Annotated in this window: 23 protein-coding genes; 13 read left to right on the plus strand and 10 right to left on the minus strand. The window is 44.6% G+C overall.

Annotation, left to right across the window (positions count from 1 at the left end):
* Positions 1-6: 6 nt before the first annotated feature.
* Positions 7-1,296, minus strand: a complete 1,290-nt coding sequence (locus ACYVRS_RS06910) for a glycoside hydrolase family 125 protein (protein ID WP_461203031.1) — start codon at positions 1,294-1,296, stop codon at positions 7-9.
* Positions 1,297-1,454: 158 nt separating this feature from the next.
* Between ACYVRS_RS06910 and ACYVRS_RS06915 the strand changes: the two genes are divergently transcribed.
* The 6 genes from ACYVRS_RS06915 (at position 1,455) to ACYVRS_RS06940 (ending at position 10,964) form a co-directional block, all read left to right on the plus strand.
* Positions 1,455-2,513 carry a GntR family transcriptional regulator gene (locus tag ACYVRS_RS06915; protein WP_313538325.1) on the plus strand — a complete coding sequence of 353 codons (1,059 nt, stop codon included), beginning with the start codon at positions 1,455-1,457 and terminating at the stop codon, positions 2,511-2,513.
* A gap of 5 nt (positions 2,514-2,518) precedes the next feature.
* On the plus strand, positions 2,519-4,666 hold the full coding sequence (locus ACYVRS_RS06920; RefSeq protein ID WP_461203032.1) for a GH92 family glycosyl hydrolase: 2,148 nt from the start codon (positions 2,519-2,521) through the stop codon (positions 4,664-4,666).
* 251 nt (positions 4,667-4,917) lie between these two features.
* On the plus strand, positions 4,918-6,753 hold the full coding sequence (locus tag ACYVRS_RS06925) for an FAD/NAD(P)-binding protein (RefSeq protein ID WP_313538321.1): 1,836 nt from the start codon (positions 4,918-4,920) through the stop codon (positions 6,751-6,753).
* An 82-nt stretch (positions 6,754-6,835) separates the two neighbouring features.
* Entirely contained in the window at positions 6,836-7,774 is a 939-nt protein-coding gene (locus ACYVRS_RS06930) for an AAA family ATPase (RefSeq protein ID WP_054116096.1), read from the plus strand.
* Between the two features lie 2 nt (positions 7,775-7,776).
* Positions 7,777-8,811 carry a DUF58 domain-containing protein gene (locus ACYVRS_RS06935; RefSeq protein WP_461203033.1) on the plus strand — a complete coding sequence of 345 codons (1,035 nt, stop codon included), beginning with the start codon at positions 7,777-7,779 and terminating at the stop codon, positions 8,809-8,811.
* A complete protein-coding gene (locus ACYVRS_RS06940) occupies positions 8,808-10,964 on the plus strand; it encodes a DUF4129 domain-containing transglutaminase family protein (protein ID WP_461203034.1) in 2,157 nt (718 codons plus the stop codon). The genes ACYVRS_RS06935 and ACYVRS_RS06940 overlap by 4 nt, the downstream gene beginning before the upstream one ends.
* Before the next feature lie 86 nt (positions 10,965-11,050).
* On the opposite strand, the gene ACYVRS_RS06945 is transcribed toward ACYVRS_RS06940, so the two are convergent.
* Complete coding sequence (locus ACYVRS_RS06945) at positions 11,051-13,699, minus strand: cation-translocating P-type ATPase (protein WP_461203132.1); 2,649 nt, start codon at positions 13,697-13,699, stop codon at positions 11,051-11,053.
* A gap of 365 nt (positions 13,700-14,064) precedes the next feature.
* Between ACYVRS_RS06945 and nfsA the strand changes: the two genes are divergently transcribed.
* Entirely contained in the window at positions 14,065-14,808 is a 744-nt protein-coding gene (gene nfsA / locus ACYVRS_RS06950) for an oxygen-insensitive NADPH nitroreductase (RefSeq protein ID WP_312497403.1), read from the plus strand.
* A gap of 58 nt (positions 14,809-14,866) precedes the next feature.
* Here the strand turns inward: nfsA and ACYVRS_RS06955 are convergent, their stop codons facing one another.
* Positions 14,867-15,223, minus strand: a complete 357-nt coding sequence (locus ACYVRS_RS06955; protein WP_461197805.1) for a hypothetical protein — start codon at positions 15,221-15,223, stop codon at positions 14,867-14,869.
* 198 nt (positions 15,224-15,421) lie between these two features.
* Here ACYVRS_RS06955 and ACYVRS_RS06960 point away from each other — a divergent pair, with 198 nt between their 5' ends.
* Positions 15,422-15,730 carry a DUF5960 family protein gene (locus ACYVRS_RS06960; RefSeq protein WP_461197806.1) on the plus strand — a complete coding sequence of 103 codons (309 nt, stop codon included), beginning with the start codon at positions 15,422-15,424 and terminating at the stop codon, positions 15,728-15,730.
* 13 nt (positions 15,731-15,743) lie between these two features.
* Here ACYVRS_RS06960 and ACYVRS_RS06965 read toward each other — a convergent pair whose 3' ends face one another.
* The 6 genes from ACYVRS_RS06965 to pepV all read right to left on the minus strand — a co-directional run bounded on the left by ACYVRS_RS06965 (position 15,744) and on the right by pepV (position 21,646).
* Entirely contained in the window at positions 15,744-16,427 is a 684-nt protein-coding gene (locus ACYVRS_RS06965; protein ID WP_312497401.1) for an ABC transporter ATP-binding protein, read from the minus strand.
* Positions 16,428-17,663 carry a hypothetical protein gene (locus ACYVRS_RS06970; RefSeq protein ID WP_461197807.1) on the minus strand — a complete coding sequence of 412 codons (1,236 nt, stop codon included), beginning with the start codon at positions 17,661-17,663 and terminating at the stop codon, positions 16,428-16,430.
* The gene (locus tag ACYVRS_RS06975) at positions 17,656-18,672 is read right to left on the minus strand and encodes a hypothetical protein (protein ID WP_461203035.1); all 1,017 of its coding nucleotides are present in this window, start codon (positions 18,670-18,672) and stop codon (positions 17,656-17,658) included. Before ACYVRS_RS06975 ends, ACYVRS_RS06970 begins: the two co-directional genes overlap by 8 nt.
* Positions 18,645-19,346, minus strand: a complete 702-nt coding sequence (locus ACYVRS_RS06980) for a hypothetical protein (RefSeq protein ID WP_461203036.1) — start codon at positions 19,344-19,346, stop codon at positions 18,645-18,647. The genes ACYVRS_RS06975 and ACYVRS_RS06980 overlap by 28 nt, the downstream gene beginning before the upstream one ends.
* A 278-nt stretch (positions 19,347-19,624) precedes the next feature.
* A complete protein-coding gene (locus ACYVRS_RS06985; protein WP_313538309.1) occupies positions 19,625-20,065 on the minus strand; it encodes a GNAT family N-acetyltransferase in 441 nt (146 codons plus the stop codon).
* Between the two features lie 156 nt (positions 20,066-20,221).
* The gene (gene pepV, locus ACYVRS_RS06990; protein WP_461203037.1) at positions 20,222-21,646 is read right to left on the minus strand and encodes a dipeptidase PepV; all 1,425 of its coding nucleotides are present in this window, start codon (positions 21,644-21,646) and stop codon (positions 20,222-20,224) included.
* A 157-nt stretch (positions 21,647-21,803) separates the two neighbouring features.
* Between pepV and ACYVRS_RS06995 the strand changes: the two genes are divergently transcribed.
* Together ACYVRS_RS06995 and ACYVRS_RS07000 are read left to right on the plus strand one after the other, a co-directional pair.
* A complete protein-coding gene (locus ACYVRS_RS06995) occupies positions 21,804-22,625 on the plus strand; it encodes an NAD(P)H-hydrate dehydratase (RefSeq protein ID WP_461197809.1) in 822 nt (273 codons plus the stop codon).
* A 19-nt stretch (positions 22,626-22,644) separates the two neighbouring features.
* Positions 22,645-23,163, plus strand: a complete 519-nt coding sequence (locus ACYVRS_RS07000) for an isochorismatase family protein (RefSeq protein ID WP_461197810.1) — start codon at positions 22,645-22,647, stop codon at positions 23,161-23,163.
* Positions 23,164-23,193: 30 nt separating this feature from the next.
* On the opposite strand, the gene ACYVRS_RS07005 is transcribed toward ACYVRS_RS07000, so the two are convergent.
* The gene (locus tag ACYVRS_RS07005) at positions 23,194-23,469 is read right to left on the minus strand and encodes a hypothetical protein (protein WP_313538301.1); all 276 of its coding nucleotides are present in this window, start codon (positions 23,467-23,469) and stop codon (positions 23,194-23,196) included.
* 293 nt (positions 23,470-23,762) lie between these two features.
* Here ACYVRS_RS07005 and ACYVRS_RS07010 point away from each other — a divergent pair, with 293 nt between their 5' ends.
* Genes ACYVRS_RS07010 through ACYVRS_RS07020 form a run of 3 tightly spaced genes read left to right on the plus strand, consistent with a single transcriptional unit; the run spans position 23,763 to position 25,512 of the window.
* Positions 23,763-24,896 (plus strand): alcohol dehydrogenase catalytic domain-containing protein, encoded by a 1,134-nt coding sequence (locus ACYVRS_RS07010; RefSeq protein WP_461203038.1) that lies wholly within the window; start codon positions 23,763-23,765, stop codon positions 24,894-24,896.
* 25 nt (positions 24,897-24,921) lie between these two features.
* On the plus strand, positions 24,922-25,257 hold the full coding sequence (locus tag ACYVRS_RS07015) for a YrhK family protein (RefSeq protein ID WP_313538298.1): 336 nt from the start codon (positions 24,922-24,924) through the stop codon (positions 25,255-25,257).
* A 39-nt stretch (positions 25,258-25,296) separates the two neighbouring features.
* Complete coding sequence (locus ACYVRS_RS07020) at positions 25,297-25,512, plus strand: DUF378 domain-containing protein (protein WP_313538297.1); 216 nt, start codon at positions 25,297-25,299, stop codon at positions 25,510-25,512.
* Positions 25,513-25,609: the final 97 nt, after the last annotated feature.

Raw genomic sequence — 25,609 nt, forward strand, 5'->3', positions numbered from 1 at the left:
TTCTCTTTATTTTTCTACCCGAATATCGAAATAGTCCATGACCAATTCGCAAAACATCATATTGGCCCATGAGAACCATTCTCTTGTATATTGATTTGGATCATCGACATCAAATCCTTCATGCATCAAATTGGTTCCAGCATCGGTCGCTACCAATTGATCAAGAATGCGTTTTTTCTCCGCTTTATCCGCCGTCGTCATCCCTTCCATCGCCATCGCGATCGGCCAAACATAATTTTCTGGTGTATGCGAGCTGCCGATCCCTTTGGCAAATTTTCCTTCATAAAAGTATGGATTTTCTGTACTTAAAAGCGTTTTTCTTGTAGCTAGATAGGTTGGATCATCGATGGTCCCATACCCTAGGTACGGTCCCGCAATCAGATTAGGGACATTGCTGTCATCCATCAGCGATGCACCGCCAAACCCGTCCACTTCATAGGCATAAACTTGTTCGCCTGCTTGATTGGTCGTCATGCCATAGGTATCGATCCCGGTTTGGATCTCTGTTTGCAAAGTTTTGGCTTGGGCAACGATCGTTTCATCTGTCAGAACGCTTGAAAATAGTTCTTGGATATAACCCAGAACGACCACGGCAAACATATTAGATGGTACCAAGTAGCCATATTTACACGCATCATCACTCGGCCGAAATCCTGACCAAGTCATTCCTGTCGGCTTCACCGGCGTACCCTTGCCTTCATGCGTCAAGGTATCTTCTTTGCGCCAAGTATCACGTTCAAATAGGTATGGGGATGCGTCATGGTCTTGCTCCGTTTTGAAAACCATTAGGACTTTCTTGATACCGCTGACAAAATCCTCGTTGAATTGATCGGTTCTACCGGTATTTTTGTAAAGCAGATAGGCCAGCTGAACGGGATAGCACAATGAGTCGATCTCATACTTGCGTTCCCAGATCCAATCATTCATTTCCGTATGGTCCGTTTGATGACCAGCGCCATTGGCTGTTTCATTGAAGGCATTCGCATAGGGATCGATATTGATATAATAAAACTGTTTCTTCACTAGACCGCTGATCATGGCAGCCAAATCTTCATCTTCTTTTGCGATCACTAAATATGGACGTACTTGCGCAGTTGAATCCCGCAGCCACATAGCAGGAATATCACCAGTTAATAAAAATGTCGTGCCATCTTCGTGACGTTTGACAGTTGTTAGTAAAGTATTGGCAAATGCAGCATTGAAGTTTTTTGCCCAGTCAGCGTGTTCTTCTCCGCATTTCTCGGTAATCGTTTCCATAAATGTTGCGACTGATTGTGGTATTTGTTTGTAGACCATGAAGTCACCATCCTTAAATTTGATATATCATTTCACGAGTTCAGTATAACCATCTTTAATCTTGATGTCTAGCTAAATTTTATAAAAATTAAAGGGTTTTCATTTTTGTTTTTTTATGCTATTCTGTTGAATATGATATATCAAAAAGGAGCATGAGTATGAAAGAGCCTCTATATAAACAAATTTACGATGCGTTGCACGATGCCATTTTGACCGGCACACTGGCTCCTGGCAGTCGTGTCCCGACTGAAAAAGAGTTGTCTGAAACCTATCAAGTCAGTCGGATCACCTCAAAGCGGGCTTTAACAGAACTTGAGCAGAATCAATTGATTTATCGCGTACAAGGCAGCGGCAGTTTCGTTCGACAAAAAACAAGTCGTGTCGCTACAGGCAAGATCCTCTTTGTTTTGCCATTTGCCAACGACCTTTCTCTAGGAAATTTTACTGAAGGCATCTATCCAATCATGCACGCGTATGGCTATGAATTACTGATGACGCCGGCAGATTATTTAGAGAAGACCTCTCCGCAGGAATTGATGCAGGAATTTGACGGGATGATTTATTATGCCAGCAACACAAGTTCTTACTATGATCTGCTGTTTACTTGTCAGCAGCATGGCTTTCCTGTCGTGACCTTAGACAAACAACTCCATGATTTTGCGTTTCCAGCAATCTTGCCTGATAACTTTGAGGGCGGTCAACTAGCCGCTGCGCACTTGCTTTCATTAGGACATCAGCGGATTGCCTATATTTTTGGCAGTCGTCATCATCCGCAATCTGTGCGCAAACGTTATTTGGGCTATGTTGAAACAATGCAACGATCTGTCGATTTTTTGACAAAATTGGATGACGGTCGTGCAGTTTTAACGGAAGCAGTGACGTATATCCAAGACCAGCAAATCACTGCCGCTGTCTGTGAAAATGATTTGGTCGCCATCGAGCTCATGCGGCATATCCGCCAACACCCACAGATACCCGCTGATTTTTCGATCATTGGCTTCGACAATATCCAAGCAGCTGCATTGGTCGATCCAGCTTTGACCACTATCGGACAGAATTTTGCCGAAATGGGGCGTTTGGCTGGTTTGAAGGTCATCGAACAAATCAATCAATCAACAGATGCTGCTCGGGAAAAAAATCACGTATCAATAGAACCGGCTGCCCAATTAGTAGCGGTATCTTTGATCATAAGAGAATCTACCAAACCAAAGGAGTGACTGAAGTGAACGTTTCAATGATCGATACAAGACATGGCACTGACAATCAATATAGTTTTTCTCATGGCAATTGTTTGCCATATACAGGGGTCCCATTTGGGATGAATTTTTTCGCCCCGCAAACCAGCAATCAGCGGGGAAGCTGGTGGTTCCATCCTGAGGACCGGACGTTTCAAGGTTTCCGGATCACCCATCAACCAAGCCCGTGGATGGGTGATTTCAGCCACATGACACTGCTGCCGTTGAATGGTGCAGTCAGTGAGCTGAGTCTCTTCCACGCACAAAGTTCATACCGACCAGAAGAAAGCTGCTTCAATCCAGCCTACCTGAACATCAAGACCCAACGCTATCAATCTACAGGCACCCTCGTTCCAAGTATGTACGGCGGCCTGCTGGCTATCGAAAACTGCGGGGTGAATCCTGGCTTAGGCTTATCCTTCCCTGGTACCTTTACGGTCAAACAAATCGATGCGCAGACGATCGCTGCGACGCTGATCGTTTTCTCAGGTTGTGAAGATGATCAATTTACCTTCCATTTTGTCTGTAAATTTGCCAGTTCGATCGTTGCGCTAGAAGGACCTTTAAGCGGTGAGGAAGGCTTCGTCATCGTTCGCTTTAAAGATGAAATACAAGAAGCTGTGCATTTTGCCACATCCTTTATTAGCGAAGAACAAGCTTTTGTCAACTTGCAGCGAGAAGCGAATTGGACTTTGGCGGATTACAAAGCTTCCGCAACTGACCAATGGAATGATTACTTGTCACGGATCAAATTGACCCATCATGATCAAAAACAAGTCAGCACCTTTTATCATAATTTTTACCGTTTGTTTTTATTTCCGCAGACTTTCTATGAAATTGATGCAGATGGCCGCAAAGTCCACTGGGATACATTGGCAAAAACGGTTAAATCAGGCCCGCTTTATACGAACAACGGCTTTTGGGATACCTATAAAACCGTTTATCCACTGTTCTCACTGATTGCAGTTGAAAAACTGGAAGAAATGTTGGAAGGTTTCTTGAACAGCTATCGAGAAAGCGGCTTTCTGCCTAAATGGTTATCACCAGATGAACGAGGCCTGATGCCAGGAACGTTGATCGATGCAGTGATTGCTGATGCGGCTGTCAAAGGCATTCGTCCTGACTTGATGCCTGAATTGTTGACAGCCATGAAAAAGGCAGCGACACAGCAAAGCGAGAACAGCAACTATGGTCGACAAGGAACCCTTGACTATTTGACTTATGGCTATGTCCCTCTTGATTACCATGAATCTGTCAATCACACGTTGGACTATTGCTATAGTGATTTTTGTATCAGCCAAGTAGGCAAACAAGTGGCTGACACTGAGATCGCCCATTATCAAAAACAAAGTCTGAACTATCAGCATATATTCGATCCAGAAACTGGCTTTATGCGGGCCAAAGACAAAGAAGGCCGCTTCCGTCCTGATTTCAACCAGCATCGCTGGGGCAAAGACTATGCAGAAGGCAGCGCGTGGCAAAGCAGTTTTGCTGTCTATCATGACTTTGCAGGATTGATCAATGCCCATGGCGGCGAAGAACGATTTGAAGCAAAATTGATCGACCTGTGTAACCAAGACCCGCAGTATACGACCGAAGGTTATGGCTTTGAGATCCATGAAATGAGTGAAATGGCTGCGATCGACTTTGGACAGTTGGCGATCTCAAATCAGCCAAGTTTCCACTATCCTTATTTATTCAGCTATATCGGCAAACCTGAAATGGCACAGCCATTGATCAAACAATTGTTGACCCAGTGCTTTGACGACAGCCCCAAAGGTTTCCCAGGAGACGAAGACAACGGCAGCATGGCAGGCTGGTATCTCTTCAATGCACTAGGCTTTTATCCTGTCACACCAGGCAGCGGGGAGTATGTCATTGGTATGCCTTTATTTGATCAAGCAACCATCAAATTGTCTTCAGGCAAGATCTTAACGATCCAAAGTACACCAAACAAACCGCAACAATTATTTGTCGATGCGGTCACGCTCAATCATGCACCCGTAGACAAAATGTTCTTCACCCACCAAGAGTTGATTGCTGGAGGCAGCATTGATTTTAAATTAGGTGTTGTGCCTCGCAGCCGCACCTGGTCAAAAGATGCGTATCCATTCAGCCTAAGCAACAGGTCATAAAAAAACAGCATAATGAAGCTGAAGCGCCCCTCAAAGTGAGTAGATCCTTCTCACTTTGAGAGGTGCTTCATTTTTTTACCGCATTGGCTGATTCATTCCCTGCTGCAGATGCAAGACACATTGAACCTTTCTTCTTTCTTCTTTCTCCTTTCCCCTCCCTCCCCTCTCCCCTCTTCTCATCTTGCTTTACTTTGATGCCTTCCCTCGCTATACTTAACGCTATCAAATGTGCTTGAAAGGTGGTGTTTTACTTGCAAATCGTAATCATCGGTGCCGGCCCTCGGGGATTATCTTTATGCGAGCGGTTGATTGCCCATGGAAAACAGCAGCAGAAATCTGCTTCCATCATTTTGATCGATCCTGATCTCCCCGGTGCTGTGTGGCGAACCACACAAAACCAAGACTTGCTGATCAACTCTGTCACAAATCAAGTGACCCTTTTTACAGATGATTCCCTGACCAGCGGTGGACCAGTCGTCAAGGGACCGACTCTTTACGAATGGGCTGACAGCATCGGAAAATCATTTGCCCAACAACATGCGCCATGGTTACTGGCTTTCTTTGACAACATCGATCCAAATGGCCACTGCCCCCGGGCTGTCTATGGCTTATACCAACAATGGTTTTATCAACAATTGGTCGGCAGCTGCCCTACGATTCAATTGACCTATGTCGCCGCCAAAGTACACACTGTGACAAAAGAAACAGACGGCTATCTTGTCCAAACAAAGGACCAAATGTGGATAGCGGACAAAGTCATTCTGGCAACTGGACATGGCGCTGCCCGCTTATCACTGGAAGAAGCAGAACTGGATGCCTTCGCCCAGCAAAACCATCTATTCTATTCTCCCCCTGCTAATGCAGCAGATGTTGATTTCTCCAAAGCAGCCCCTGGGACGCCTTTGATTTTACGCGGACTGGGGTTGGCTTTCTTTGATTATGTGACCTTACTGACCCAAGGACGAGGCGGGATATTTACTGAAACAGAAGGCCGCTGCCATTATCAGCCTTCTGGGGAAGAACCACTGATCATCGCCGGTTCTCACCGCGGCGTGCCCTATCATCCACGAGGAAGAAACCAAAAAGGACCCACCCAACAACGGCTGCCGCACTTTTTGACCGATCAGCGATTGGCCGCATGGATCAATGAAAAACAAGTGTCCGCTGACATCGTCTTGTACTATTTGGCTAAAGAAGTTGAACTGGTCTATTATCAGCAGTATCTCAAGGAAAAACAATATCGATCACCTGCAGATATCGCTTCCTTCACGACAGCCTTTATCCACCAGCATGGGCAGACTTCTGTCCTCCACGATTTTGGCATTCCGTCTGCTGCTATATGGGATTGGGCCTTTTTCGAACAGCCCTTCAGCAGAAAAACGGCCGCAGAATCTGTCCAATCTTTCTTGCTAAATTATTTAAAATGGGATCTTCAAGAAGCTGAACTGGGTAATTTGACCGGTCCTGTCAGCAGTGCGCTAGAAGTATTAAAAGATCTTCGCGAACCATTGCGGGTGGTCTTGCGTCATCAATTGCTGTCGCCGCAAGACCTAAAGGCATCATTTTGGCAATCATTTGTGCCGTTGAACAGCTTTTTATCTATCGGGCCGCCCTTGCAGCGGACGCGAGAGCTGATTGCCTTGATGGAAGCTGGGATCGTGACCTTATTAGGCCCAGACATGATCGTGGAAACAACCGATGTTTTCTTGACCTATGCCAAAGGGTTTCCACAACATACGTATCAAGCGTCCCAAATGATGGAAGCTCGGATTCCGACAACAGCGATCGAAGCCACGGCCAATCCGCTGCTCACTTCTTTGCTGGCACAAAAATTGATCCATCCAGCGATTCTTCATTTGCCAAATGGCGCTGATTTCCATACTGGCGCCGTCGCCATTGACCCTTTGACCAATCAATGTTTGGATCTCCAAGAACACCCCCAAGAGGGCCTCTATTGCTTTGGGATTCCGACTGAAGGTATCCACTGGCTGACAGCCGCAACTGCCCAGCCCGGTACCGATGCTTGGAACTTGCGGCAAGCCGATCAAATGGCTGCCCATATTTATGGTCATGGCAAACGGAAATAAGTCACTGATTCTTTTGCAAGAAAATTGTGTAAGCTTTTGAAAACCGATACAATAAAAGAAAAGCTTACAAGGAGGTTGTTACATGACCGCTGAATTACAAAAAATCAATGCCTTGATCGCTGAAGTCGAAAAGGTGATTCTGGGCAAGCATGACGTGATCCAGTTGACCGTTGCCGCTTTATTGGCTGGCGGACACGTTTTATTTGAAGATATTCCCGGTGTAGGCAAGACGATGCTGGTCAAATCATTGGCCAAAGCCATCCAAAGCGACTACAAACGGGTTCAGTTCACGCCTGATCTATTGCCAAATGATATTTTGGGGGTGTCGATTTTTAATGCCCAGAGCCAGCAATTTGAATTTCGACCGGGACCGATCTTCACATCGGTTTTACTCGCTGATGAAATCAACCGAACCACGCCCAGAACCCAAGCCTCCCTGTTAGAAGCCATGTCTGAAAATCATGTGACGATCGACAACCAAACCTACCCGCTCAGCCCGCATTTCTTTGTTTTGGCTACTCAAAATCCTAATGAATATGAAGGCACCTACCCATTGCCAGAAGCCCAATTGGACCGTTTTCTATTCCGATTGCATATCGGTTACCCTGATTTCCAAGATGAACTGGATCTTTTGACCGGCCAGCGTCAACAAAGTTTAGAACAGATCCAAACGATTTTGCATGCAGAAGAACTCACCGCCCTCAAATCGCTGGTAGATGATGTCTATGTCGATGATCAAGTCGCGCGCTACGCCCTGCAATTGGTCCAAGCCAGTCGCCAGCATCATGGCATTGAATTGGGCATCAGCCCTCGTGGCGGGATAGCCTTTTTGAAAGGCGCCAAAGCCTTAGCGCTGACTGAGGGGCGTACGTATGTCACACCGCAAGATCTGCAGCGGATACTGCCGGCTGTTTTTGGGCATCGCCTGTTAGTCAAAGGTGGCATCCATGCCAATGCCGATACACTGGCAGAATTGATGAAACAAATGATCCAGCGGGTACCTGTCCCCACGAGGAAATGACTATGGGCAGACAACTAGTAAAACGAATCCTGCGCCTGTTTGTTTTTGTCGCTGCCTACGTGATTTTATTGGCTTACTGTTTCATCTTCAACAACGATGCTGGTTGGAGCTTATGGTTTTTGCTTACCCTGATTTTACTCTTCGATTTCATGACTCTCATGCCTTCTCTGAAAAAAGTACACGTCACGATTGAAGAATCTTTACAAGTTGCGCAAGGCACATCGCTCTCGCTGCCAATCGAGATTTATTGCTATCGGCCGTTGTTTTTCCCGTTTGTCGCGCTATCCTTGTCCTTCGACGAAGGGTTTCACCAGCAAACCTTGCCTTTTTACAGAGGTACAGCCATTCGGACCCACGCCCAATGGCTTCCACCAAGCAGAGGCGTCTATGATAAATGTTCAGCAACTTTACGCAGCCGGGATCTATTCGGCTTCTTTGAAAAAAAACGTTCCCTCACGATTGATCAGTCCTTGCTGGTATTGCCTGCTTATCAGGCAGAGGCCACCGCATTGCTGCCATTGATCACTGAACAATCCCAACGTTACACCTATGGTGAACCAAGCTTCACGATCAAGCAATTTCGTTCCTATCGACCAGGTGATTCTTTGAAGCATATCGATTGGAAGTTATCCAGCAAGCAGCAAGCATTGATCTTCCGCGAACCTGAAAACCACAAGACCCAAACACTTGTCTTGATTTTCTGGGGTGAAGCAGATGCGCATTTTGAAGCGACCTTGTCCCTCTTTTTCTCTCTGCATCAACTGGTTCAGCAGCAACATGATGTACAAACGCTGTTGTTTGGCGCAGACATTCCTTCTCCCTATCATCCAGATGCGTTAGCTTATGCGCAGATCGCGCCTTTTGACCACTTGCCAGCCGGGATCCCCGCCCTTGCCAGTAAGCAGATCCTTGTGATCGCACCTGTTGCAACGGAGCAAGTCCAGCGCTATGTTGACCAGTCGCAGCGCCACAACAGTTGCCAACTCTTGACCTATGCGGACTTGATGGGGTATATCGCAGAGGAGGAACGTATATGAAAGCGTCCTTGATCAAAAAAAGCTTACTCGGTCTACTGACGTTTATCAGCTTGACCTTGATGATCCTGCCTTTTGTCGCAGTCTATGATTTGGGGAATGAAGCGACATTGCTGGCCTATGCCGCTTCTGTCTGTCTCTTCTTAGTGTTCATCCCGAAAGTGCGTTATAGTTTGCCTTTGCTGCTGCTTGGCTGGTTTGTTGTCTTGTATCGTATTTTCCCCTATGGTACCAGCTTTTCACTCGATTGGCTGACACGCTTTGGCTACGACTTCTTGCGGGCTGTTAGGGAAATCATCATGGGGGATGTTGGGTATATCACTGAACTGGCCGCCGTGACTTTGATCGTTACCTGGGTACTGTTTTTAGCGATTCTGCCAATAATCTTTCGCTGGTTCTTTTTCACCTATGCCATGATGCTGTCTTATTTGCTGACAGTCGTCATTTTCAACCGCTTTGATTTGACTTGGCATATCACAGGTATTCTAATCTGCGGCCTTGCCTCATCCCTCATTGCCCACATGCAGATACAGCACACACGCAAGCTAGGGGAATGGACGCTGGTATTGTCAACGTTGCTCCTTCTGATGGTTGCTGCTGTCTATTTGCCAAAAACAGTGATCAGGGCGCAATTGGTCAGTCAATCGACCATGATCCGCACCAATTTGAATCAAATCGGCTTCTATCGATTTATCGAAGAACATGGTACCCCGTCAGGTTCCCGAACTGGTTTTAGCGAAAACGACCGCCAGTTAGGCGGCCCTTTGCTGGATGACACCACTGTTTTATTCGAAGCGCAGCAAAACACCCGCCATTATTGGCGCGTGGAAAGTAAAGACTTTTATTCTGGCAAAGGCTGGATCAGCACGATTCGAGAAGAAGATTTCCGAACAGATCCCGTGTCGCTGACGGTCGCAGATGATCAATATCGGCAACCTTATACCGATACCGAAGACATCGCCATCGACTTCCTGAACCACGGTGACTATGTCCCATTGCCTTACGGTCGCAGCCAACTAACTGTGATGGCTGGCGCCCAAGGCCTGCAAGTGGACGACTCGGTCCGCAGAGTGGACTTGCTGTCTCCTGAATCTGTGTCACAAGTAACGATCACGTGGAACCAGCCAGATTATACAGCTGAGAATCTGCAAAACCTCTCCTTGCAGCAGCCAGACACCACTGTCAACTATACGCAATTACCGGACACACTGCCAGAAAGGATCCCAGCATTGGCACAGGAGATCACTGCCGGATCAGACTCACTTTTTGATCAAGTGACAGCAATCGAAAGTTATTTGAAAAATACCATCAATTTTCGCTATTCGAAAACAGATGCGGTCTATCCGGAAGATGATCAAGACTATGTCGATCAATTTCTCTTTGAGAGCCAAGTCGGCTACTGCGACAATTTTTCCAGTTCCATGGTGGTCTTGTTGCGCACACTGGATATTCCTGCACGCTGGGCCAAGGGCTTTTCTCCGGGTGATCCGGTCACTTCTGACGGAACGACCACCTATACAGTCCGCAACCAGAATGCCCATTCCTGGGTAGAAGTCTATTTTGCAGGCTATGGCTGGATTCCATTTGAACCAACGCCAAGTTTCCAAAATCCCGATCGGCCGGTATTGCAAACAGATACCACCACCGATGAAACGACACCAAGCGAAACCACTGCCGAAACAAACGAAAGCAGTGTCAGCAGTTCATCAAGCGAAACTACCGCCAGCACCAGCACCAGCAGTGCTGTAACGGAAGCGTCAAATGATCCATGGCTGACGACTGAATTGAAACAGCTTTTACGCAATGGCCTGATGTGGATGAGCGGTTTGCTTGTGGTTGGCTTGTTCTACATCTATCGGCATCGCCTATTTCGGATTCAAATTTGGGTGATTTGCCGCTGGTCAAAAACACCGCTGACACAAGCCTATCCACGCTTATTAAAACAAACCACCCGGGTCTTGTATCGACATGATGCCGAAACATTGCCGGATTATGCACAGCGGTTAGAATCAATGTATCCTTTGTTCCATGGTAGTTTTATCCAACTGACTGCTGCCTACGAGGCGTATCTATATGGCGGAAGTCAAGATCAAGGGTATCATCAATTGATCCTGCACACTGCTGAACAGATCAGTCAGTTGAAGGCGCTGAAATGAAATGCGTACTGCTGACTCGCTTTAGGCATATAGCAAGAAAAAAATCCACGCGACCCCATATTTAATGGCATCGCGTGGATTTGATTTTATTTCGCTTGACGATTTTGCACAGCAATAATGATCAGTTTGGTCATTTCCATTAACAAAACAGCACCGGCTGCCATGGCCATTGAAAGCCCCACATGACTCAGGGTAAAGGTCGTTGGGATCGCAAAGACTTCACGAACACCTGGTACCAACGTGATACTGTACAACCCACCACAAACCACAATGGCCAACCAGACCATTTTGTTGGCGAATAAACCCGCTTGCCATGCTGTTTCCGTATTTGAACGGGCAGGCAATGTTTGCAGTGTCCGGCTCCAGATCAATGTTGAGAATGCCATGGCTACACCCAATTCAGGCGATTGATTCATACCCAGCCATTGCGCCAAGATCACAACGGCAGCAATCAAGATTCCTCGATACGTCACAGAAATCAATGTTTTTCCAGTAAAGATACCAGCATTTGGATCCCGTGGTGCCCGTTCCATAATGGTTGGCTCCGCTTTTTCCATACCTAGCGCGATCGCTGGCAATGAATCATTGACCAAGTTGATGAACAACAACTGCAACGCGGTGAAAGGATTGTCCCATCCCATCACTAAGGCAAAGACAATCGCAATGATTGCGCCTAAGTTTCCAGCAAACAAATAAGAAATAGCCTTTTTGATGTTGTCAAACACATTTCTCCCCACTTCAACAGCGCGGATGATCGAGGCAAAGTTGTCATCAGTCAAGACCATCGCTGCTGCATCTTTGGCGACATCGGTTCCTGTTCCCATAGCAATCCCGATATCCGCTTGCTTCAGAGCCGGAGCGTCATTGACACCATCCCCAGTCATGGCAGAAATTTTGCCTTTGTCTTGCCATGCGCGGACGATCCGAATTTTGTTCTCTGGAGAAACACGGGCATACACCGTGATTTTTTCTAATTGATCTGCCAATTCGCTTTCTGACAAACGATCCAATTCTGTTCCTGTCAAAGCCAGATCGCCTTCAGCAGCAATCCCGATTTCCTGCGCAATCGCTACGGCCGTTGTTTTGTGGTCACCAGTGATCATCACTGTCTTGATCCCAGCTGATTTGGCATCAGCCACTGCTTGTTTGACTTCTTTACGGGGTGGATCGATCATTGCCATCAAACCAACTAAAATCAATTCTTCTTCATCTGCCAGTGTCAATTCCCGTTCTTGGCCATCAGCCATCGGGCGATATGCAAAGGCTAAAACACGTAGTGCGCGTTTCGAAAATTCTTCATTTTGATGTTGTAATTTTTCTTTGATGTCATCTGTCAAAGGTACCACTTGATCATCGATCAAGACTTTGGTACTGCGGCCAAAGACGATGTCTGGCCCACCTTTGGTCAACAGCAGCTGCTCACCGTCGATCTCATGAAGCGTCGACATCAATTTACGATCAGAATCGAAAGGCAGTTCTTGCAAACGCGGGTATTGTTGACGAATACTGCGGTAAGGCTGCTGCAATGTTTCGCTGTAATCAAGGAAGGCGATCTCTGTCGGATCCCCTAACTTGGTGCCATCTTCACTGATCGCCGCATCATTGGCTAAGACACTGATATCGATCAGGCGTTTTTCAGGCATGGTCCAGTGCGCTGGGTCATTCGAAAAGTCCCCTGTTTGACCATTTGGCAAATAGTAATCCACCACTGTCATTTTGTTTTGTGTCAACGTACCTGTTTTGTCTGTACAAACAATACTTGTTGAGCCCAATGTTTCCACTGCAGGCAATTTGCGAATGATCGCATGACGTTTGGCCATCTGTTTGGTCCCAATCGACAACACAATCGTCACGATCGATTGCAATGCTTCTGGAATTGCTGCAACAGCGACTGCCACGGCAAACATGAAGGCATTGACCAAGTCTTCTGTCATGTCGCCAGTACCGTCGCCTAAGAATAGACGCGCCACTTGCACACCAAGAATGATCAACGAGAGGACCAAAATCGCTACACTTAATTTCTTGCTAAATGAATCTAATCCTCGTTGCAACGGCGTTTTGTGTTCCACCGTATTTTCTAACAACCCAGCAACTTGACCGATTTCTGTGACATTCCCTGTGGCCGTGACGATAAAACGGCCACGACCATAAGTCACGATCGTACCACTAAAGACCATGTTGTCCCGATCGCCGATCGGCGCTGTCCGGTCAATGATGCCTAGCTCTTTTTCAGCAGGTGTCGATTCCCCTGTCAGCATTCCCTCATCGACTTTCAGCGATCCTTCTTCGATCAAACGACCATCCGCAGGCACATAATCACCCGCTTCTAAAATCACAATGTCCCCCACGACCAATTCTTTGGCCAAGACACTTTGCTCTTTGCCGTCACGAATGACTGTTGCATCAGGTGCCGACAAGCTCTTTAATGCATCCAAAGATCCTTCGGCTTTTTTTGTTTGGATCACGCTGACCACAGAATTCAGCAGCAATACCGCAAAAATAACGATTGATTCAACGTGGGCACCCATGATCATCTGAATGATGGCCACGATCAACAGCACGATCACCATCGCATCTTTGAAGGTGTCAAGAAACAACGCCCAACTGGATTTCTTCGGTGCTTCTTTCAACTGATTCAAGCCATTTTCTAAACGCTTCGCTGCTTCTTGCTGCGTCAAACCTTCCGGCTGACTCTGAACCTCTGCCATGATTTCTGTGATGTCCTTTTGATACATTTCTTTTGCCAATGTGTTTGCCCCTTTATCTGTATTTTTACCCGCTTAGGCATTTTTTTTTGAAAAAAAAGAGACCTAAGACAAGTTTATGCTTGTCTTAGGTCTCACCGTTTAAAATAATACCAGAAAGCTGCTGCCAGCTTACTTACTGTTGATATTACCGCGGCTTGCGCCACCAGTTACTCCCCTAAGGAATATTGATAATGTACAATTATCATAACGGAAAAACAGCCCATTGGCAACTATAAAATCTCAAAGATGACATTTTTTTGAAAACATTCTTTTTGGAATCGTCCCTTTTTTTCTGCTACACTATGGATAGACCAGAAAACTGAATCACCTATTTTCCCACTGGAGGTACGCATATGGACGTATTCAATCAATTTATCAACCACACATCCGTCAGAAATTTCACAGGAGAACCATTGTCTGACAACCTGAAAGCACAATTGATCCAGGTCGCCCAGAGTGGCGCTAGTTCAAACTTCGTCCAAGCTTATTCGATCATTGAAATCAAAGATCCGCAAAAATTGGCCACCATCGAAGAGATTGCTGGCGCACCAAACTATATCACCAAAACCGGTGTCTTCTACTTGTTTGTGGCAGACCTGTATAAACACCAGCAACTATTGGAACAAGCTGAATTGTCCAATCACGCATTGACGACCATGGAGCCTTTCATCGTTTCTGTCGTTGATACGACCATCGCAGCCCAGAATATGGTCGCGTATGCAGAATCACAAGGATTGGGCATTTGTTATATTGGCGGCATTCGGAATGATCTTTCCGCGATTGCCAAATTGGTCAGCCTGCCGAAACTGACCTTCCCCCTCTTTGGGTTGACCATCGGTTATCCTGAAAGCCGCAACGACGTCAAAGTCCGGTTACCTCAATCAGCGATCCTAAGTACCGATCACTATCAGCCATTGACCAAACAACTCGTTGATCAATACAACCAAACAACAGCCGCCTATTACGCCCAACGCGGCAGCAATCAGCAAGAAACCAATTGGCAAACAAAAATGACGGCGTTCTTCCGTGAACCGCGACGTCCAGATGTTGCTGACTTCATGAAACGTCAAGGATTTACCGGTGATTTTAACGTATAGCAAACAAACAAAAGAACCATCGTTTCGACAGCAAACGATGGTTCTTTTATTTGTTTGCCTATTGTTGACTCTCTGGCTTTGCTGTGACCGGACTTACTGGCAGCGCACAGTAAAATCTATCGATCAATTCTGTGAAAGACTGGTCCAATGCTTGTGCATCGCTGGCACTATTGCGCTGCAGATAGTTCATTGGTTGTGCAGCAACATCAAGTAAATAATAGGGAATTGCCCTATCTCCTTCACGACGCAGCTTGATCAACGGTTGATACAGTGATTCTCCACAAGGCCCCGTCTTTGAGAATGACAATTGAAAAACCGTTTCGTCCTCTTTGCTTATACGATAATACCCACCGTTTTTGGCTATCTTTTCTGCACCGAGTGTCTCATTCAGCGCTTCTACCTCACACCATCTCATCCCATTTCACCTGCTCACTGGTTTGATTCAAGATTATCTGAGCTCAGTTTATCATAAGAGAGGAACGATTTGTGCCTTTCTCTGGCGGTTTAAAAAAATATACCCATAAAATAAAACAGCGCGCCTGAATATTTAAATATAAATATCGCTTTACAAATAGAACAAACGTTCGTATACTTTCAGTGAGGAGTGATTGTTATGACCGCTGCACAAATCGCTTATGCAACGCAAGAAACCTATGCTTTAGAGAAGCACTATTATGAGTTGGTCACCTTGCCAACCCCTATTCATTTTCTATTCGACAGTTTTGCCCGTACCATGGAAAAAACCGGCAAAAATTATATCCTGATCCCTGCTGCTTATTCTACACTCCACGTACCGTTGTTTTTTGTCTTTCGCATCGAAGAAAATGAGGTACCCATCTATCACTATCAGCATATTGTAGCGAATCGAAAAATCGTTCGCCGTTACGATCCGCAGCGGGAATACTGGCCGGATGGTCGGTGACCGATAAAGCTGGCTATTCGCTCCGCAAGGCTTTTGAATCTAGACGTACGATTCGGTCACACATCTTCGCTAACGCTTCATCATGTGTGACTAAGATCACCGTCTGTCCTTCTTGATGTTTCCTAAGTAAAATCGACATGACCTGATGTGCATTGGCAGCATCAAGATTTCCAGTTGGTTCATCTGCCAAAATAATCGACGGATCGTTGATCAAACTACGGGCAATCGCTACACGTTGTTTTTGCCCGCCTGATAGCTTGTTGGGAAATTTTTTTAACAATGGCGCAATCCCTAATTCCTCAACAAGCGGTACCAACCGTCGCTGTGCTTCTTTTCGCAGATCAACTGGTAAATACTTGGTTGGTAAGAGAATATTGTCTTTAATGGTCATATCATCGATCAAACCAAAGTTTTGTAACACAAAGCCGATTTCTCGATTTCTTAAGCGGGCTTTTTCTTTTTCTGTCAATTGACTGCCTTGGTGCCCCATAATGAGATAGTCGCCTTCAGTTATGTTATCCACTAAGCCCAGTATCGATAAAAGCGTTGATTTTCCACTGCCGCTAGGTCCTACAACTGCAATGAATTCCCCTTTCTCGCACACAAAGGAATCAAAGGACAAGATTTCACGTGAGATTTCTTCACCATCAGGAAATATTTTTTTGACCTTTTTCAACACATATACCGGCTGTGTCATTTACAGCACCATCCTTTCACGATGAAAAAGCTTGCCAATCGCTATACCTAAAAATAGCAACATAAATAGACTCCATAAACCGATAGAACCAACAATCACTTCCAACGACCATACCTGTTTCAATACAAAGACATTCAAGAGATAAAGGATCAAACAATCCGTTATCAGCCAAATGGTATAGGAGAGAATCACATCGATACATAAGGTCTTCTTCGTTGAGCCCAAACCGTAAAATAGTTTATACACTTTCATCCTTTGATTTACCAAAAGTTTTAAAATAACGAAAATTTGCAATACAGAGAAAATCAAAAACAACGTGAGCTGGCTGGCTGCTTCATTTCTTTGTACCTCAACACCTTGCAGTGCAAAATATATTTGACTGTTCTCGTTTTGAAGACTTAACCTTTCATATCCTGTATCAGTCAACTTGCCTACTTCATTATGCAAACGAATCGGCGAAATATGCGTATCTTCATGATTGATAGGAAAAAAATAGAAAGTCAAATCTGGTTGCCAAAATGAGGCCGCGGTCGCTTGTTCTTCCGTTAAAGGAATCATTGCATACGTATCTAAAAGGATTGGTTCCAGATCAAATGTCATATAATTCAATATCTCTGCATGTTCGTCAAAAAAGCCAGCCACACGATACTGTATATCGTGCCCGATTATTTGGTCTTCTTGACTATCTACCAGCCAAGTCATGTCAATTTGATCGCCTATTTGATACACATCATGATAACCCGCGCCTAATATGATAGGAATGTTGCCGTCATTTGTTGGCGCTGCATATAATGTATGCACCACCTCGTTTTCTTGGCTGAGGGCTTCAGCCATCGGGCGATTCACTTGAAGGACATCTGGTTTCACATACATCTGATCGTTGATCAAAAATTGATCCGTATCGCTTAAAATCAATTTTGACGTTGGATCAACGACCACTTGTCCCCCGGCTTTGATAAAATAGTGGCCTTGACTCCCAGTAAATGATTCAACCGATGACACGACTTCTAACGGCTTACCAACGCCGCCGTTCTGGTCAAAGTTGCTATATTGCACACGCACAATTTGTTTTTCCAAAAGACTGCCTTGGTACATGTTCTCGAAGCTGGACAGCTGTGTTTGAAGCTGAAAAAAATGCAACATCAAATACAACAACAAAATCATGAGTATATTCAATCCGATTTTTATGGTCAAAAAACTCACGCACTCATTTACAATAAAGACTTGTCTATTCATAGCGCACCGCCTGCATAAAATCTTTGACTGTATACCTTTGCGTCATGAGGGCAATCACCAAGCCACTCATACAGAACATCCCTAGAAAGATGCAACTGCTGTATAAAACTGATTGGATCATCGTAGCCACAGAAAAACCCAAGGCCATGAACCAATAGGAACTGAGCAGCACAAAGAAGCTCACACTGGATACAAAAGCTAGTGTCAAACAAAGCGCATAGGGTGTAAAGCTATCTCTTAAAACTGCTAGGCGGGAAGCCCCCACTAGCTTTCTGACCCCAATGTTCAGCTTTAAGGCATCATATTGTTGATAACATTGCAGTACAAAAGCAATCATCGAAAAGAGGATCAACACAGCAAAGCGCTGTTTAAACTGATCGTAATTGTGTTGAAAATCTTTCCTATCTATTGCCCCTGAAACAAAGACCTGACTTGGGGTCACTTGCAAGAGATCCAAAAGCTGATCCATTTGCGTCATTATGACTGACTCTGCGCTGGAAATTGTAACAAATTCCACTTGTGTCAAAAACCGCTGCTGCACTTCTTGTGCTTGTCCATTGAACAAGATCACATGATCAAATGGGCTTTCGGCCAATACACCTTGGATTGGATAATCCACACCATCAAAGGATACGCACATGGTGCTTTTTTCTTGTGTTGTCAGTTGGTCATACACTTGCTTTCCTAAAACGACTTGTACCTGATCCTCTTCAAAAAAATGACCGGTTAACATAGGGGAATCAACTAAGATTTGATCATCTAACAATAAAGCCGCTTGATAGCCCCAGTTGTCACTTGGAAAATAAAGTTCTATCACAGAATCAGGATATACCGTAGGATCGATGGGTGTTTCTGAAACATTCGATACAAGAGCGCCTACCCGTTCGTTTTCAAAATAGCGTTGATAATGATCGTAAAATTGTCTTTCTTCTCTATTTAAGGAAAACAAATAAAGAAAAGCAAAAAAAACAAAAAATAAGGTCATAAACAAAAATCCATATTTTTCCATTGATTGTCATCCTCTGTAAATGTATAAGTGACTATTTCCTGATCGATACGTATCTGAAAATCGATGACGGGATGAGATAGATTCATATCATCAGCAGGAATAAAGAAACCCGCGGTCCATTCATTGAAACCTTCCTGGGTACTTCGCTGTTTGACTGTGCCTTCTGCAACATGGATGTCTTTGTTATTGACACGTACCATCAAGTTTAAAGGATCAATCGCTATCTCCTCAGGAACAAATAAGGTGATCATATAGAAATAGGTGCCTGTTTCTGCTACGTCAAATACCAAGTCTGGCTTGGTGACGACGGTTTGAACGATCCCGTCGTCTAGCGTGTCACTGGTACTATTTTCTTCCGTAACGTCTTTGGTAAATGATATACCCTCAATAAGAGTCACTGTATCTGTGACATAGATCATTTGATCAGCAATAGTGCCCATGAATACAATCGGCGCTTCTTCCATAGATTGAATGCCACTGTCATAAAGTAAGTCAGGTAATTGCGTGTAGATTTTATCGTACGTGACGATCGGTGTGACGGATAACGATTGGCCATCAAGTGCTGAAACTGTGTTTCTTTGCCGATGATGATCATTTTGGGAAAGGTGATAAAAAACGCCAATACATAAACCAAAAAGCAGAATGACAAAGAATAATTTATTTTTTCGCATCATGTCCTCACTCTTTCATCTAATTTTATGCAATAAGCTTGTCTCTATAGGTCATCCATACACTCGAAATGGGCAATCCACCCGTGTCGTATATCTTTTATTCTATCAGTGCAAATCGCCAAATCCAATAAAATAGTCAAAAAAAATAAAATAAATTATTTTTATGGATTTTTAGTGAGTTAAATCAACAAAAAAAGTCTACATTTTTCCCATTAGACAAATGTAGACTCATTATATTTAGTATTCTTTCAATCAATGAATGCAGATAGATCCCTGACCAACTACATCGATTTTTCCAAAATTCTCATTTCTCTTCCAAACCGGTCAGGTGCCTGATTTATCTGCTGGTAGCCGGATTTTTCATACAGTCCTTGGTGCTGGGTCGCGATGTAGACTTTTTCGAATCCGTTTTTTGCCAATTGTTCTTCAGCGATGCGCACCAATTGTTGACTGATGTGTTTTCCTCGATACGTTGGATCAACGTAAACGATGGCAATATACGGTGTATAAGGGACATTGTCGACGATATCCTTTTCGACGAAAGAGCAAAAACCGACAATTTTGCCATTATCTATTGCTGCTACAACACCTTCCCATGCCAAAAATTCATTGTTTTTCATTTTATTTGCTAAGTACTTTGCCGCTTTCCAATCTGCTTCCTCGATTTGATCTGCAGCTGACAACCAATCAGTGTCGCCTTTTTTCAAGATTTGATAGTCCATTTGTCACCGCCATTTTATTTTTTACTTTATCCACAACTTCCATTTATTTATGATAAATATATGTTAAAAAAACTGTATGATTCCAGATTGGATGTCGATCAAACATCCAATCTGAATCACACAGCTTCATTTATAGTTTCAACGCAACAATCAAACTTATTTCGCCAAACGATAAATCGCATCTGCATAAATGACAGCTGCATTGAATAGATCGTCTAAGCTCATGAATTCGTTGGCTTGGTGCATGGTGTCCACATAACCTGGGAACATTGCGCCATATGCCACACCGCGTTTTAATAAGCGGCCATAGGTTCCGCCACCGATGATTTGTTCGAAGCCTTTTTCGCCAGTATGTTCTTCATAGACAACCAATAGTGTTTCCACCAATGGATCATCAACGGGTACATAATGGGGTTCCATGTTGCGTTCGTTGCGGGTCACTGTTGCACCATCCATGCCAACAGTTTTTTCGATCCCAATTTCTAAGCCTTCTGCTGTCACACCTTTAGGGTAACGGAAGTTTAACGCGATGAAGTTATCTGCTTGGGTACCTGCTTGGTTGGCTTTGAAGGCAAATAAGCCAGCATTCATGGTCAACTTGCCCATTTTTTCGTCTTCATACGCTACACCTAGTTTTTCGCCATAGAAATCTTCATGGACGTAAGCTGCTGCAGCATGGATAAATTGTTTTGCACCGCCGCCGAAAGCAAAATTATCAAGAAAAACTGCTAAGAAAGTCCCTGCATTGATCCCTGATTGTGGGCTTGCCCCATGGGCGCCTTTGCCGACCAATTCAATCTTCACTTGTTCGTTTTCTGTTTCGATCGTGCCGGTCACAGGTTGTGCTTCGACATAATCGAAGAAGGCTTTTTCTAAGGCCAATGCGGCATCTGTTGACGGCGCAATGAAACGGGCTGTTGCTGTGCCTGGCACCATGTTTTCTCTTAAACCAGCAGCAAATTGTTGTAATTGGTAGTCCCCTTCGTTGTTGCCTTGGAAGTGTAAACCTAGCGTCACATTTCCTTTTTCACCGTTGATAATCGGGAAATTGGCATCTGGTGAAAAACCAAAATCAGGTTTTTCTTCATGTTCGAAATAGTAATCCATATCTGCCCAGCCGCTTTCTTCATCAGAACCGACAACGAAACGGATTTTTTTCGACAATGGCAAGCCTAATTCTTTGATGATCTTCATACCGTAATATGCAGCCATTGAAGGTCCTTTGTCATCTGAGGAGCCGCGGGCATAGATTTTGTTGTCATTGATCACAGGATCATAAGGGTCTGTAGACCAGCCATCTCCAGCAGGAACAACGTCCATGTGTCCGAAGATCCCTAAGGTTTCATCGCCTTCTCCAAATTCAATATGACCTGCATAATTGTCCACGTTTTTGACAGTAAAGCCGTCACGTTCGCCATAAGCTAACATATGCAGTAATGCATCGCGAGGTCCGGGTCCGAAAGGTGCATCTGCAGTGACTTTATCGTCTTCCCGTTCACTTTTTACTTTTAATAGATCGATCAAGTCGTTCAGCAAATCATCTTTGCGGTCTTCGACTTCTTTTTTCCAATCGATTGTCATTTGATTCCCTCCATTTCTTTTCTCGCCTTTTATGATAACACTCTTAGCACCAAAATGGAAAAAAATTTGGTCTTCCTAGTCGGTCTTTTTGAGATTAATAGGTATAATAGAATCAACAAATCCCCGATTCCGATCAAGGAACGAAAGGAGTTCAACAATGGAACCATTAAAAGAATCTATTTTGACACAAATCATCCGAAAAAGGCCTGAGGAAAGCCACAAAGGGACTTTCGGACGCGCCGTCCTCGTTGGGGGCAGTCAGCAATTTGGCGGGGCGATCTTGATGGCTGCCCAAGCCTGTGTCTATGGCGGAACAGGTTTGACCACTGTCATCTCAGATCCGGTCAATCGTTCAGCACTTCATGCCCGCGTGCCAGAAGCCATGTTTGTGGATTGGCACCGATCAGATTGGATCGATTCGGTCACAGAATCAGCCGACGTCATCTTGGTTGGGCCCGGCCTTGGCGAAAGCAAGGACAATTTCGATTTGCTGCAGCGAATCGTCACCCATCAAAAAGAACATCAGTGGTTGGTGATCGACGGATCAGCGATCACCTTGACCGCCAAATATCCAATGACATTTCCGTATCCTGATCAAGTTGTGTTTACCCCGCATCAAATGGAATGGCAGCGCCTGAGCGGCTTGCCGATCGCTGAACAAAGCGAAGCACATAATCAGCAAGCGCGGGAAAAGTTAGGCAGTATCGTTGTCCTAAAAAGCCATCGTACGCAAGTTTACGGCACGCAAAGCGTTGAAAACCCATTAGGTACGCCAGCCATGGCAACTGGCGGCATGGGCGATACCTTGGCCGGGATCATCACCAGCTTTTTGGCTCAATTCGAACGTTCTGAAGAAACGGTGCATGCCGCAGTCTATCTCCATAGTCTGATAGGTGAGTCCTTAGCTAAAGATCGATACGTGGTCCTGCCCACCCAGATCAGTGATGCACTGCCCCGCTTTATGAAACAATATAGCTAAAGGAAAGGACTGGTGAGCCATGCTCGTCATCATAGACATGCAAAACCAAATATTAGATGCGCAAAATGACGCTTATGTACCGGATAGTCAAGCATTGTCAGCGCGCATTGCGCGGCGACTAAGGCGCGCACGGGAAAACCATGAATACATTCTTTATACACCTGATATTCCCATTGCGCTCAAAGATACGCCCCATGAAGAACGCGCGTCGTTACAAATTATTCCTGAACTTGCCCCTAGAGAAAACGAAAAGGTTGTCAAAAAGTACTATTATAGTATTCCTCCAGAAGTTTTGATCGATATCAAGGAAACGATTTTTGCAGCTAAAGAAGAAAAAGAGATCGAGATCGCGGGTGTCGAAACCAATATTTGTGTCCTTTCAAATACGATCGAAATCCAAAGCGCTTTCCCAGATGCTGATTTCGTGATCCAAAAAGAATTGGTGGCAGGAAAAAGCCATGAATCAGAAGGACTCGATATTTTAAAAGACTTTCATGTGAAAATCGTTGGAGAAGACGAAAAAACAGGAACTGAATGATGACAGTTCCTGTTGGATAACATATCTATATTACATTGACGAATCAAAAACTTCTACTGGAATCTCGATGCGTACAGCATTTTCTGTTTGACAATTTGGGCAAGTAAACGTTCCTTCAATGGCTTCATTGACAGGCCCATATGCATAGTGAATAGCAATTTCATCCTCTTGCAGTTCATTTTCTTCTAATGGTGGAATTGTGTGCAATTGACCATCAAGATCTTCCTGTAAGTGAATCATCATTTTTCCTTCAAAATTTTGATTACAATGTGTACAAGAAGCTTCTCCGCGAATCGTTAAATCCATGATTACTCCTCCTTAGATACGGACAGTCGTCGTTTGATTCCGTTTTTTTAACGGACTGGTTACGGTTCTATACTGTCATGGATCGGTAGTTTTCGCAAATCATTTGTTCTCATTTGTTGAAAAACTGGCTGTAAGATATCTTTTTTACTCGTTTGAGCATTATCTTTGTCAAATTTGCAGAAGCACTGCAAAATTAAAGTATCCAGTATCAATTTTTGAAAAAACAGTCTCATTGAATTGTTGCCAAAGCCCCTTGTTTGTCCGTTCGCCAGAAATCAAAAGGAGGAAAAATAATGCATGCAGTAACTTGGCAAGGAAATCAAAAGATGGAAGTCCGTCGTGTGGAAGACCCAATCATACAAGAACCCACTGACGCCATCATCCGCATCACCGCAACCGCCATTTGCGGATCAGATCTCCACCTTTACCACCATGGTGGGCCTGTAATGGAAGAAGGATATGTCGTTGGCCATGAGCCAATGGGCATTGTGGAAGAAGTCGGCAGTCACGTACGCAACTTGAAAAAAGGCGACCGGGTGGTCATTCCTTTTAATATTGGGTGCGGTCATTGTCACTTTTGTCAGCATGGAATGGAAAGTCAATGTGACAACTCTTCAACAGAATCCCTGTATGGTGGCTTGTTTGGCTTCGGTAAGCTAAATGGCAATCATTGGGGCGGCCAATCTGAATTTCTACGGGTACCATTTGCGGATTTCACGTCGTTTCTCGTACCTGAGTCTTCTATCCCAGATGAAAAAGTTTTGTTCTTATCAGACATTTTACCGACCGCTTATTGGAGTGTCCAAAATGCCGGTGTCAAAAACGGTGACACGGTGATTATTTTAGGCTCAGGGCCAGTTGGACTTTTCGCCCAAAAATTTGCTGTCAAGGCTGGTGCCAAACGAGTCATTGCTGTCGATCCTGTAGCCCATCGCTTGGCTAAAGCCCAAAGCTACAATCAAGTAGAAACCTTTCAATTAGACGATTTGGCAACGAGCGGCGACGATTTGTATGAACTCACTAAAGGCGGCGCCGATGTGATCATCGACTGTGTGGGCATGGACGGCTTAGAACCTGTGAAAGAAAAAGCAAAAAATCTGGTCAGCTTGCAAAGCGGCACCATCTCACCTATTCAAATGGCAGCAAAAGCGGTCAAAAAATTCGGCACGGTCCAAATCACGGGTGTTTATATGACACCAGCATCCTCGTATCCATTGCAGGAATTCTTTATGCGCAATGTAGCTGTCAAACACGGACAAGCTCCTGTGATCCATTTGATGCCGAAAATTTATGATATGATTGCCAAAGATGAGATCGATCCAACGCAAATCATCACCCATACGATGCCACTAGCTGATGCGGCGAAAGCCTATGAGATTTTTGATCAAAAAGCAGACAACAATATTAAAGTCGTTTTGAAACCCTAATATAAAAAAGGATCGGTGATGGAACATGCCAATAATCAAGCGGAATGAGCATCAATTCGATCCCGGGAAAGAAGAAGATGTCATCATCAAAGGTGGGCGCTTTCGCCTTTACTTCGAAAACCGCTACATGTTGATTTCTTTGACAAATGATATCTTAACAGGATTGTTCTATATCTTCGGCAGTATCGTCTCTTTGACCTCTTTGCCGGCAATCTATAGCACGATCGCGTATTTGATCGGCGCTATCTTCTTGACGATCCGTCCATTGATCAAGATCTTCCGCCACATCTTTATTTACAACGAACGCAATCAAGATGGCGACAAGGAAAAAGATGTGACCATCAGTGATGATGAAGGGTAATTCTTCCACTGATTGATTCGAGACAGAAAGGAGAATATCATGTTAAAAACATTTGATGGTATCGCATTAGCACTCTTGATTATTGGTGGCATCAATTGGCTATTGGTCGGACTATTCGAGTTTGATCTAGTCGCGATGCTCACTGGCAGCAGTACCTCCATCGCAGCCAGAGTGATTTATGTGATCATTGGTATCTGCGCCCTTTATTGTATCAAATTTTTCCCAGGTATCGCGCGACAACAAACCCTCGATTAACTGTATCCACAAGCCTGTATCTTTTGATACAGGTCTTTTTTTACATAATCATTGAAAAATCACACCAATTGTACTACCCTTAATGAAAGAATATGTG

It is taken from the genome of Enterococcus salsurae (assembly GCF_054784955.1).

Coding starts and splice junctions, on each gene's coding strand:
- ACYVRS_RS06910 (WP_461203031.1), bottom strand. CDS start 1,296: ATGGTCTACAAACAAATACCACAATCAGTCGCAACATTTATGGAAACG.
- ACYVRS_RS06915 (WP_313538325.1), top strand. CDS start 1,455: ATGAAAGAGCCTCTATATAAACAAATTTACGATGCGTTGCACGATGCC.
- ACYVRS_RS06930 (WP_054116096.1), top strand. CDS start 6,836: ATGACCGCTGAATTACAAAAAATCAATGCCTTGATCGCTGAAGTCGAA.
- ACYVRS_RS06935 (WP_461203033.1), top strand. CDS start 7,777: ATGGGCAGACAACTAGTAAAACGAATCCTGCGCCTGTTTGTTTTTGTC.
- ACYVRS_RS06940 (WP_461203034.1), top strand. CDS start 8,808: ATGAAAGCGTCCTTGATCAAAAAAAGCTTACTCGGTCTACTGACGTTT.
- ACYVRS_RS06945 (WP_461203132.1), bottom strand. CDS start 13,699: ATGTATCAAAAGGACATCACAGAAATCATGGCAGAGGTTCAGAGTCAG.
- nfsA (WP_312497403.1), top strand. CDS start 14,065: ATGGACGTATTCAATCAATTTATCAACCACACATCCGTCAGAAATTTC.
- ACYVRS_RS06955 (WP_461197805.1), bottom strand. CDS start 15,223: ATGAGATGGTGTGAGGTAGAAGCGCTGAATGAGACACTCGGTGCAGAA.
- ACYVRS_RS06960 (WP_461197806.1), top strand. CDS start 15,422: ATGACCGCTGCACAAATCGCTTATGCAACGCAAGAAACCTATGCTTTA.
- ACYVRS_RS06965 (WP_312497401.1), bottom strand. CDS start 16,427: ATGACACAGCCGGTATATGTGTTGAAAAAGGTCAAAAAAATATTTCCT.
- ACYVRS_RS06970 (WP_461197807.1), bottom strand. CDS start 17,663: ATGAATAGACAAGTCTTTATTGTAAATGAGTGCGTGAGTTTTTTGACC.
- ACYVRS_RS06975 (WP_461203035.1), bottom strand. CDS start 18,672: ATGGAAAAATATGGATTTTTGTTTATGACCTTATTTTTTGTTTTTTTT.
- ACYVRS_RS06980 (WP_461203036.1), bottom strand. CDS start 19,346: ATGATGCGAAAAAATAAATTATTCTTTGTCATTCTGCTTTTTGGTTTA.
- ACYVRS_RS06985 (WP_313538309.1), bottom strand. CDS start 20,065: ATGGACTATCAAATCTTGAAAAAAGGCGACACTGATTGGTTGTCAGCT.
- pepV (WP_461203037.1), bottom strand. CDS start 21,646: ATGACAATCGATTGGAAAAAAGAAGTCGAAGACCGCAAAGATGATTTG.
- ACYVRS_RS06995 (WP_461197809.1), top strand. CDS start 21,804: ATGGAACCATTAAAAGAATCTATTTTGACACAAATCATCCGAAAAAGG.
- ACYVRS_RS07000 (WP_461197810.1), top strand. CDS start 22,645: ATGCTCGTCATCATAGACATGCAAAACCAAATATTAGATGCGCAAAAT.
- ACYVRS_RS07005 (WP_313538301.1), bottom strand. CDS start 23,469: ATGGATTTAACGATTCGCGGAGAAGCTTCTTGTACACATTGTAATCAA.
- ACYVRS_RS07010 (WP_461203038.1), top strand. CDS start 23,763: ATGCATGCAGTAACTTGGCAAGGAAATCAAAAGATGGAAGTCCGTCGT.
- ACYVRS_RS07015 (WP_313538298.1), top strand. CDS start 24,922: ATGCCAATAATCAAGCGGAATGAGCATCAATTCGATCCCGGGAAAGAA.
- ACYVRS_RS07020 (WP_313538297.1), top strand. CDS start 25,297: ATGTTAAAAACATTTGATGGTATCGCATTAGCACTCTTGATTATTGGT.